The sequence below is a fragment of the Algoriphagus sp. 10J20-15 genome (assembly GCF_055809615.1).
This window is the reverse complement of record NZ_JBVVUG010000010.1, coordinates 64,583-74,233: the sequence shown is the minus strand read 5'-3', so window position 1 is coordinate 74,233 and position 9,651 is coordinate 64,583. Positions and strand designations below refer to the sequence as shown.

Below are 9,651 nucleotides of genomic sequence, written 5' to 3'. Positions count from 1 at the left end.
GGGCTTCTGCGGCCTGAAAAGAAAGGGATAAAATTCCCAGTATAACGAACACTAGCTTTCTCATGGTGCCAATAGATTAGGTTTAGCAATTTTTCTCAGCACCAGCACATTTATCTCCTCTTCTCTCAGAATCAGGTCTAGCCCATTTGCCAGCAGAGCTTGCTTTAGGCTTTCCACATCTGAAAGATTGGCATCCAGCCTCAGATCAATCGGATAATCAATTCCGGTCAGGTTGATAAATGGATAAGGACTGTTTCTTTGAAATGCCGCATTGAGGTGGTACACAAACCCCTGCAAGGGATAGTTAGTCATATCCAACCCCTGTTTGGTGCTGTAGGATTTCTCAGCCTCTGATGCAGGCGGATAGCTTGTTCTTTCCTGCTGGACCAGGGCATAGACCATCCACTTTTTATTCTCCACCTCGGCCTCTCTATGCGGAAAGTAACGATCCAGATCTTCCCTCATCATGCGGTAAGGATCCGCATGGGCAGGTGCAATCAGTTCATACCCGAATACATGGTTACCTTCTGCCATCCATTCCTCGTAGTCCCTGCCTACTTTATCAGACCAGAGTTCCTCCGGATCAAAACCTATGGTGTCCACACGGTTTAGGCTGTAGTAGTCCTCCCGGCTCTTTTCAGAATAAGCAAGGCTATAATGGTATAGCAGGGGAAGGTTGATAATTCTGATTTGGGACATCTCCTCGAACTGCTGGGTAAGAGAACCGTGGACTTCTGGGATATATCCCGTCATGGCAGACCGGTACCAGATGTTTTTATTCTGCACCTGAGGTGCTCCCGAAATAAGTTTTTCCTCCTTGGCAAGTGAGATTTTATTGTCTTTCTTTTCACGGAATAACACTTCCCCATTTGCCAATAGCTGCTCAATATTTGTGTAGGTAAGATCTTCGATACCTGTAATGGCCACCACTTTTCCTTCAGGATCGAGCACAACCACATGGGGAATCACCGAATGGGGAAAGTAGGCATCCGCATCTTCCGGGTGCAATCCACCACCAGCGGTAATCCTACAGCTTGCAGTCGCTTGTTTCCTGAAATAGTCTCAGTGATTTGATCTTCGCCAAAGACAGTGATTGGCAACACAGCAAGCCGGTCACCGTACTTCTTCTGAATAGCATGCAGCCGACGCAGGGAAGCGATGCTGGCTGTACAGGTAGGAGCCCAGAATTCCAGGATCACATACTTGCCCCGGTAATCATCCAGCCGCAGCTTATCCGAATCATAGTGTAATACATCTGAGAATTCGATCCCGGAAGGAATCTCATCCCCAATGGTAAGTGTATCCGGGTAGGCAGAAGAGCTTGCGCCCTCCTGCCCTGGGATACACGGTGGCCGATAAACCAAATCTTTGCCTGGGGGTGAATCCGCAGCTTGCGCCTTGCGCAGTGTGCTTATGGGTAGACATAGCAATCCCATTAAGCAGATGAGTAGTGTTTTTTTCATGCTTTTAGATTTTAAGCTGGAAGAGGACAGGGTGTCTGGGTGGTCGGGGTCCGCGATGTCCGAGGTCCAAATACTTCGACTTAGCTCAGTACAAGAGCTGGAAACAGAAGTAGGCAGTCGCAGTGGCAGAAGTCAGAAAGCTAAAAGCTAAAGTCAAATCTGAAATCCTAACCACCGACCTTCAGGTCATTTTGAAGGAGTTCCGGCTGGAAAAATCTCAACTCTAACTTCTTGACTCTCTTGCTCCAGCTTCTTGTCTCCTGGCCCTTGTCCCCAACTTCTACCCTCCAATTACTTTGTACTTTGTACTCATACTTTGTACCCAATACAATACATTCTCCTCCCACCTTGCTCCTACCTGAACAGCAATAGTGAATAAGAAATAAAATGAAGTAACGGAGCTGTTATGGTTGGCTACACGGATCTCCATCATCGTGTAACGTCCTCAATAATCGGGATCGAGAACTCCCTGATCTGTATGGATAGTCCCACCAAACATACAAAGCCCAATCGGAAGCAATCAGAGAAAAAAGTGCCCCAATTTTTACCGGATTCTTAGGCTTCAGAGGATACAGACGATCTACCGCGGCGATGCCAATTTCCATGGAATGAATATAGGTAAAGCAATTTGTCCCGAAGTAAAATTGCGCAGACAGGTCATTCTTCCAGATACTGATCCCGGGAAGCAACTTATTCCAGAAAAAATCAAGGTCTGTTCCATGATACTTGGGTTATTACTATAGTCCCCAAGAAAAAAAGCCATTGGAGTGGACTCTCCTTCTTGCAGAAACTGAGGTACGGCCAAGCACCTTAGAAATGAGCAAGCGAGTAGCCCACGCCAATGGCGTGAGCATTCTCACCTTTGTCTCATTTCTACTTTCGAAAATTGGCCGTTTTCAGTTTCGAGACTCAAGTGCGAATACTATGGAATCAGATATTCCACAAATATTAGGTTTCAACTTTTGAAAACCTAGGTTAAATATAAGAATAAAAATAACACGTTGGATTAAAGACCAACATTTTTTAACCGCTTTTTAAAGACTTTTGAAATCTGATAGCAAAACTTGCAATGGAATCAGAGGAGAAAAGAAAAATTCTCAAAAAACTTGGGGAAAAATTAGCAGGATTAAAAAAAGCTCAAAAACTGAGCTATAGGCAATTAGCAGCAAATTGCGACATCGATTATGCTGATTTAAAAAAGTACGAAAAAGGAATTGATATTAAATTTAGCACCCTTTTAGAACTTGCTAAGCTTTACAAAATCAATCCAAAAGACCTTATTGACCTAAATTACGATATTGATTTTACTGAATCAGAATGCAATCAGGAATGAGGAAATAGCAAACGTTTCAGAAAATTGGATTTAATTTCTGTAATTCTCAGTAAGAGGAATGTTGTAAGGAAAGGGAATAATTTAATTGCATAGAGGGATCTTCTCTTTTATAAGGATAACCTAAGTAAAGAACTAGTGTCTTGACAAACACTCCCCCTGCCTTTATTAATTTAAAATAGTTAAAACTCCAAATTGAAATCTATTTTACAATAATAAATGTCGTCATTCGGCACAGAGTATCCCTCAGTATTATAAATAGATGCCTTAGCATATGCCAATTGAATGTCCTCATTTTCTAATGCTGCTAAACCTGCCCCAATTGTAGATAATTTATTATTTAAAGGCGCTACAACCGTATTAAGATCTTTTAACTCCTTGGAGCTTATATAATTTAACAATTGTATTTTTGTTTGACTAGGATCCCTTAAAGAAAACTTAAACTCTCTAGCCTCAGGGTGTTCATTTATTAATCTTTTATGTCTTTCACAGTTAATCCTCATGTGATTATCTTGAATTGGTTCATCTCCGAATCCTAGAGTTATAATATCGAATTCGTATTCTTCAATTATTTTTCTTGTTCTCTCAAATTCGAACCCAAATAAAATAATAAGGTGATTCTTTTTTGTTGGGTCAGTAAAGCCTGGATATCCCAAAATTGTTCGAATTTCATCAACTCCTTTTGACAACCACTTATCCGATTCATTTTCCATATTGGAAGAATACTCTTTTGCCCCAACATAGCATATTCGTATTTCGCCTAAATTTTCTTTTCTAAGATGAATGATTCTCAATAATACAAGTAATGTTTCATGGGTAAATGTAGTTGTATCAATGGCCAAATTTGGTTTTCCATGATAATTTTCTGCTATTTGATCAAAAAGTTGAATTATTTTTAGATAATTGTGAATTGGATCATAAGAGTTCAGCTCGATTAATTTCGTACTCCCCTCCGCTAATTTGGACAGTTTTTCCGCATTTAGTCGAATAGCTTCAACTTCATTGCTATTGTAAAAAACAAATCGGCTTTTGGGTTCAAATTCTAAAGCTAATTTAGGAATCACGAAACATCGTTCTTCGAAACTGGAACAACTAATAAACACATCAATTTTATCTTCTTTTGCTTGCTGAGAAAACTCATCATATGTAAATACCTTTTTCATTTCCCTTGAATTTGTAGTTCATCAAACAATGAAATTTGATTATCATCAACAGCTCCTTTAATTTTTGGAATCATTACCTTTATAAAACCTAGTGGGTCAGTAAGCGACTTTTTTAATATTTCAGAATCCATAAACTTGTAACCAGCAAAACTGGATGGGTCAAGTTTGAAAAAAGGAGATAGAATCCGATTTAAAATATATAACCTAGATTTGCCTGTGCCATATTTATTACCAATCATGGATTTCTGAATATACCCATGTTGAACCCCCAAATCCAATATCTTTCTCAATTCCTCATCAGGCTCATCATTTAATGCTACTGAAAACACGCGCCTTTCAGAAGCATCAGAAACAATTATTTTTTGAAATAGCCCACCAATCCCTATTATAAGATTTCTCTAATTTATCCATATCACTCTTGTTTTCTGCCTCATCTCTGAATTTATCAAATTCACTTTCCATCTTCTTTCGGGAATAGTTTTTTATTTCACTATCCTGAATTGCAGAATCAATAGCAACAATTTTATCATTATCATCTTTGGCAATTTGAGCCACATACATTTCAGATGCAAAATCAATAAACTCTCTAATGATACCAGAAGAAATATTTACAAGTTGTTTGAATCCAGCGTAACTGTAGGTGTAACGATTACCTTTTAAACCTTTAATAAAATCTGGTTCAGCATAGCGATATGCAAAATCATATGCTTGTTTTTCGTTAAGCCCCTCTTCAATTTTCTTTTTAGTATACTTTACTTTAAGTTCTTCAATTCTCTTTTGTTGCTCTTTATCAGGTGGAAAAAAAAGTTCTGGGTCAGTAACTTCGTAATTATGTTTTTCCAGCCTCTTCTCTACAATTTGATATACTCGACTGTAGTAAAGGTCTTTTTTCGTAGTATATATATCGTTCATATTAACTTCAGAATAATCATGAGGCGTATCTATCCTAGATCCGTTAATCGTACTATAAACCTTGTATTTGAGTTGAGTGGAAATTTTTAGACTGACTTCATTCGTTGTCCTTAAAGAGACCCAAGAATTCAAGATTTTCCTTTGTACTATCATCAATTCATCAGCATCATCAATTAAAAGATAAATGGGTTTTGATGGCATAAAAGATAATTCCCTGAAAGCTTTTAATATTTCGAATAAAAATTCACTATAGAGTAACAGAGTTCCATTATATGGTACCGAGCCAGTTGCACCTATAAGCTTCTTAATGTAGCCCTGCTGAAACTCACTTGAAATATCTCGAAGAGTATTGATAATTTCTTCAAATATTTGAGATAAGCTCAATCCCTGATCAATGTCCTTTGTGTTACCGTAACCTGCATATTTGAGAAATCTATTGAACACATCATTGTAAAAACTTGATAGGGAACTTCTGTTCTCGTCATTGTCGTTAAAATTAGCCTCTGAAAATTCTTTAAATATGTATAACGAAAAATGAATTACCATATAATGTTCATTCAATAATGCTTCCCCATGTTTGTCATTTAACTTTATGTCTTGTTTATTAAGGTGTCCTTTTTTAATAGGAATATAAACTCCAAAATAATTTAGCTCTGTTAAAGGTCTTGGGGTTTCAAGCTTTTTGGAATTTTCATTCACAAGTACCTGACAATCAGGTTTCATAAAACGAAACATCATAACTTTTTCCAGATCCTCGTGCTCCATTAATAAACGTATGCCCAGAAACAGGAACATTGTAATACTCACCAAAAACTGGAACAAACAAGTCTATAACATCTTGTGGTGAAATATCATCTGGATATTTAAATTGAAATGGGTTAGTATTAGTCATGCTTATGAAATTCTATTTAAAAGGTTCTCCCCATTGATTCTCGATCCATCATCTTGATATTTAAGTTCATCATCACAAAACGAGAAGATATCTCCTGATCCTGAAGGATAACCATTATCATGAAGAGTGAAAGTTATATCTGGATGAACTTGTAAATGTTCAAAATCAATACTTTCCTCCTCTTCATTTATATCATTGTAAAACTCTATTTCCACCCAAATTCTATCAATCTCAATCATACCCTTCCAGAACTTAGCACAGTAAATCCGTTCATGATGCATTTTCAAAATTCGGCTATATATTTCATCTAATAAGTAACATTCAATTACTTCATCATTCCCATTTTCAGAAATTAATTTTCCAAATTTCCTCGTTGCATATTTTTTCGGAATCTTAAAGTGAATTTCAATGGTCAATTTATTGTGATCTACCTTAACAGAATCTAGACACGCCGAAAAAGCATGAAAAACCTCGCTTCCTTTTGTTAATGTTCCTTGATTTAGGCTGAAAATATCTGCACGTTTCTTTTCATCGGCCAATTCATCAGCAAATCGTAGGATCGCCGCTAATAATTGCAACCGGACTGTATAACCCTCAGATGTTATTTGAGGTTTAATTTTCCTTATGGTGTTTTTATTAGTACTTCCATTCTTATAAATAACCTTACCTCCATGCACATGGGCTATGTCATAAATATTCCTTGCTTCAGTCGAATCAAATAAAATAGGTGTTAACCCTTCTTTTACAGCATCAAATACTTTTGCCTCATGCCCTACACGCCCAAAGAAATTTCCAATGTCATGAACTTGGATCGCATTTAACAAAAGGAAAACTTCACGAGCATTTAAACTATAAATGAAATTGGTTGTATCATCTTTCCCATTATCCAAAAGCTGGCTAGCACGTTCAATAACGGCAGCGATATGTTCTGGTCCATGGTCATTTAACCATATTATTTTATCAAGTTCGTCCTTGGCTTTAATTTCATTGTAGATAGCCTGTTTCGTTACTTCTTTGTGAAGACCTTTATCCAAATGACTCTTAAAAACATCATATTTCGAAAAAAAAGGAAAATCATCCCCTCCCCTTTTCAGGAAGCTCTTATTAGGCTTTTTTAGCCATTCGTCCAAAGTTGAATTTTTAAGGTTCATGCCTCTTTGGTTTCAATCAATTTCCTAAACAAACTTTCCGCTAATATCGGAGGAACAGCATTACCTACTTGTTGTTGCTTTTGATCCAATGAACCAATAAACTCATAATGGTCAGGAAATGACTGTAATCTAGCTGCTTCCCTTACTGACAAACCCCTATTTTCTGTGGGATGGATAATCATGCTTTTCCTATAATTAGCAATAATTACAGCTGGCTTATTTTCAGCAAGTCGTCTGTAAATGCTACTATGGCATCTTGTATGGTCTTTGTAATTCCCCATAAGTTCAATTGGAATGTCGTGCCAGTTGCTTCCTTGATTTATATATTTGTATCTATTAAGTACTATATCAGAGTTCTTAGAAACGTAGTTTTGGGTTACAATTTTCTTGTTTCCTCTTAATTTCTTTGCATAAGATGAAATTGGTTTGGTCTTGTATTTGAGCTTATTTACTATTGAACCGTTTTTCAATTCAGGTAAATCTGATAAAGCTTCGGATACAGTCACTGGATTACCTGTATATTGCCCAACAGGAAAATCAAATGCGATCCCATGCTTAGATGCTACTATAAAAATCCGTTCACGTTTTTGGGGAACACCAAAATCAGCGGCATTTAGGATTTTTACACTTGGAGTATATTTCAAATCCCTCAAATCCTCACAAATTGCTTTCAAAAAAAAACCACTATCCATTTTTTTTAGGCCTGGAACATTTTCAATCACGACCCAGTCAGGATTAACCAACTTTACAGATCTTAAAAATTCTTTGAAAAGCCAATTCTTTGGATTTTCCTGTGTCCTCGTTTTCCTGTTTGAATAGGAATAACCTTGACATGGCGGCCCTCCAAATAAAACTACTGGCGTATCGCCCCTTTCAAAATTAAATTCTTTAATATTCTGTATTTCATCAATTACTACAGTAGTCTTCTTATGGTTATACAAGTAGGTTTGAGCTGCGTACTTATCACTCTCTATAGCCAGGCGAACATCAATACCAGCCATTACCGCTCCAGTTGCCATCCCTCCTGCACCTGCAAAAATTTCAATTCCAATCATTCAATTTATCTATATTAGTATTTTTAGGACAACCCGTGAAGTTCATGACCTCATATAATATCATTACAACTTTAACGCTGTTTCCTTCCTCAGAATAGCCTTTTAAAAGTAAATATCAAAGACTTAGTCCATAATAAAAACTTAGTCCATAATCTTGAGTAAATGCCAAAAAGAAACTCAAAATATCATTGCAACACCTATATCATTAGATAAACTTGAGACAGAGGAGCCCAAACCTAATTGCTAGCTAGAGCTTATCTTCTTCCACCCAAATCAAAAATGTCAGCTGTAGATATTTCATGGTCGGTCAATTCTGGTATTTTTATAAATTTAATGTTTCCACGAGCTCTTTCTACTTTATTTTGAATATTAGTAAGAAGTTCTATCAATTCATATTGAGAAAATTCAACATTTCCAACTGTTCTCTTTCCCAAAAGTCTCTATAACCATTTGAGCTTGGCTGAAATTCAATTATCAAAGTTGGTTTATTACCCAATCGGAGCAATATTTCTTCTTGAAGTCCAATGGAGGTTTGCTTGCATTTTTTGATTTGCCCATTCCTCTATTTTTGCAATCTCCTCTTTAACGGATTTCAGCTTTGCAATTTCAGCATCGATAATTCCTGCATTGTTTTCTAATTTATGCTCAAGATCCTTGTAGACTTCATAAAGCATATAAACTGATCCTTGGTCAATCCAGTCAATATCTACCATTACTGCTGATTTATGTAATAAATTGTATTTTTTAAAATTTAATTAATTTAAAAATTTTACTAATCTTCACGAGAAATAAATTGGCGTTCTCCCTCTATATTTCCTATTCTAGCAATTGAATGTGACGCAAATCCCCGTGCTGCCATAAAAAGCTGCTTGACGCTAACAGGTTTCGAGAACATCTTGACCCCGTGGATATTTTGGCGCTGACCATGCCATGCATTTCGTTCTAAATGCGCAACTTTGAAAGATTATTTAAAGTAGGTTAGATTTTATTCCTTTACTCAAAAATTCGCCTTTCAGGTCTAATCTCTAGTAAGGGTTTAACAGCCTGATCCAATAAAGCATAGGCTAAAGTTCCCTCCATCCTTTTCGGTCTAATTCCCCACCAGTTTCGGTTCAAACTGTGTCAGTATAGACAAGCTGTTTCGGTACTCTCTTCTTCTTTAGTCAAGTTAAAGTTTAAGGAAGCAGTCTCACATAAATGTCAAAACCGAATTTTTGAGTTCCACTTATTCTTATTTAGTGGTATTGAACCTCCTGATGCCAAATTAAGGTATATGAAGTTCCATTCCGTGTGGAGTGTCTGAGAAAGCCCAATCAAAGACACCCATATACAATTTACCAAAGGATGTACTTTCCTTCTTCCCATTGTGATGAAATTTCGTTCATCAACTTCTGAGCTTCTGCATCGGAGATTTGTTGGACGTTTCCGTTTATTGGATAATGTTCATACATAGTCTATTTGTTTTAAATATTATTATTAAAAGGGTAGAATTTTCCCATTAGGCAGGTTCAACCCCCGGTTGCCGATTAATCTTCACTGGGCCTGAGTGAAGTCTCTCGACCCATCCTGTCATGGCGTATCCTGACAGGTGACTCTTCATGCATACTCCGCTCCTGTCATCATGATGAAGACCGTCTGCGCACTTAGCTTAGATGCTAGCAGGAAGAAGGCAAGAAATAGGAAGT

The 9,651-nt window shown here is 37.1% G+C and carries 12 protein-coding genes; 1 reads left to right on the top strand and 11 read right to left on the bottom strand.

Features of this window, described 5'->3' with window-relative positions; all coding sequences use genetic code 11:
- Nucleotides 1-60 precede the first annotated feature (60 nt).
- From AC0L6R_RS05745 to AC0L6R_RS05735, 3 genes are all read right to left on the bottom strand, one after another.
- Nucleotides 61-1,008, bottom strand: coding sequence for a hypothetical protein (locus AC0L6R_RS05745; protein WP_473270344.1), 948 nt, complete (start codon nt 1,006-1,008; stop codon nt 61-63).
- The gene (locus AC0L6R_RS05740) at nt 966-1,436 is read right to left on the bottom strand and encodes a TlpA family protein disulfide reductase (protein WP_473270342.1); all 471 of its coding nucleotides are present in this window, start codon (nt 1,434-1,436) and stop codon (nt 966-968) included. Before AC0L6R_RS05740 ends, AC0L6R_RS05745 begins: the two co-directional genes overlap by 43 nt.
- A gap of 307 nt (nt 1,437-1,743) precedes the next feature.
- Nucleotides 1,744-1,896 carry a hypothetical protein gene (locus AC0L6R_RS05735; protein WP_473270341.1) on the bottom strand — a complete coding sequence of 51 codons (153 nt, stop codon included), beginning with the start codon at nt 1,894-1,896 and terminating at the stop codon, nt 1,744-1,746.
- A 636-nt stretch (nt 1,897-2,532) separates the two neighbouring features.
- Between AC0L6R_RS05735 and AC0L6R_RS05730 the strand changes: the two genes are divergently transcribed.
- On the top strand, nt 2,533-2,796 hold the full coding sequence (locus AC0L6R_RS05730; protein WP_473270340.1) for a helix-turn-helix domain-containing protein: 264 nt from the start codon (nt 2,533-2,535) through the stop codon (nt 2,794-2,796).
- 179 nt (nt 2,797-2,975) lie between these two features.
- Here the strand turns inward: AC0L6R_RS05730 and AC0L6R_RS05725 are convergent, their stop codons facing one another.
- From AC0L6R_RS05725 to AC0L6R_RS05690, 8 genes are all read right to left on the bottom strand, one after another.
- Entirely contained in the window at nt 2,976-3,956 is a 981-nt protein-coding gene (locus AC0L6R_RS05725; protein ID WP_473270339.1) for a hypothetical protein, read from the bottom strand.
- Nucleotides 3,953-4,312, bottom strand: coding sequence for an ORC-CDC6 family AAA ATPase (locus tag AC0L6R_RS05720; protein WP_473270345.1), 360 nt, complete (start codon nt 4,310-4,312; stop codon nt 3,953-3,955). Before AC0L6R_RS05720 ends, AC0L6R_RS05725 begins: the two co-directional genes overlap by 4 nt.
- Nucleotides 4,302-5,567, bottom strand: coding sequence for an ORC-CDC6 family AAA ATPase (locus tag AC0L6R_RS05715; protein WP_473270338.1), 1,266 nt, complete (start codon nt 5,565-5,567; stop codon nt 4,302-4,304). The genes AC0L6R_RS05720 and AC0L6R_RS05715 overlap by 11 nt, the downstream gene beginning before the upstream one ends.
- 13 nt (nt 5,568-5,580) lie before the next feature.
- Nucleotides 5,581-5,760 carry an ORC-CDC6 family AAA ATPase gene (locus AC0L6R_RS05710; protein ID WP_473270336.1) on the bottom strand — a complete coding sequence of 60 codons (180 nt, stop codon included), beginning with the start codon at nt 5,758-5,760 and terminating at the stop codon, nt 5,581-5,583.
- 2 nt (nt 5,761-5,762) lie between these two features.
- Nucleotides 5,763-6,911, bottom strand: a complete 1,149-nt coding sequence (locus AC0L6R_RS05705) for an HD domain-containing protein (protein ID WP_473270335.1) — start codon at nt 6,909-6,911, stop codon at nt 5,763-5,765.
- Nucleotides 6,908-7,966 carry a DNA cytosine methyltransferase gene (locus AC0L6R_RS05700; RefSeq protein ID WP_473270334.1) on the bottom strand — a complete coding sequence of 353 codons (1,059 nt, stop codon included), beginning with the start codon at nt 7,964-7,966 and terminating at the stop codon, nt 6,908-6,910. Before AC0L6R_RS05700 ends, AC0L6R_RS05705 begins: the two co-directional genes overlap by 4 nt.
- 254 nt (nt 7,967-8,220) lie before the next feature.
- Entirely contained in the window at nt 8,221-8,400 is a 180-nt protein-coding gene (locus tag AC0L6R_RS05695; RefSeq protein ID WP_473270332.1) for a hypothetical protein, read from the bottom strand.
- Nucleotides 8,401-8,454: 54 nt separating this feature from the next.
- Complete coding sequence (locus AC0L6R_RS05690) at nt 8,455-8,679, bottom strand: hypothetical protein (RefSeq protein WP_473270331.1); 225 nt, start codon at nt 8,677-8,679, stop codon at nt 8,455-8,457.
- Between the last annotated feature and the right edge of the window lie 972 nt (nt 8,680-9,651).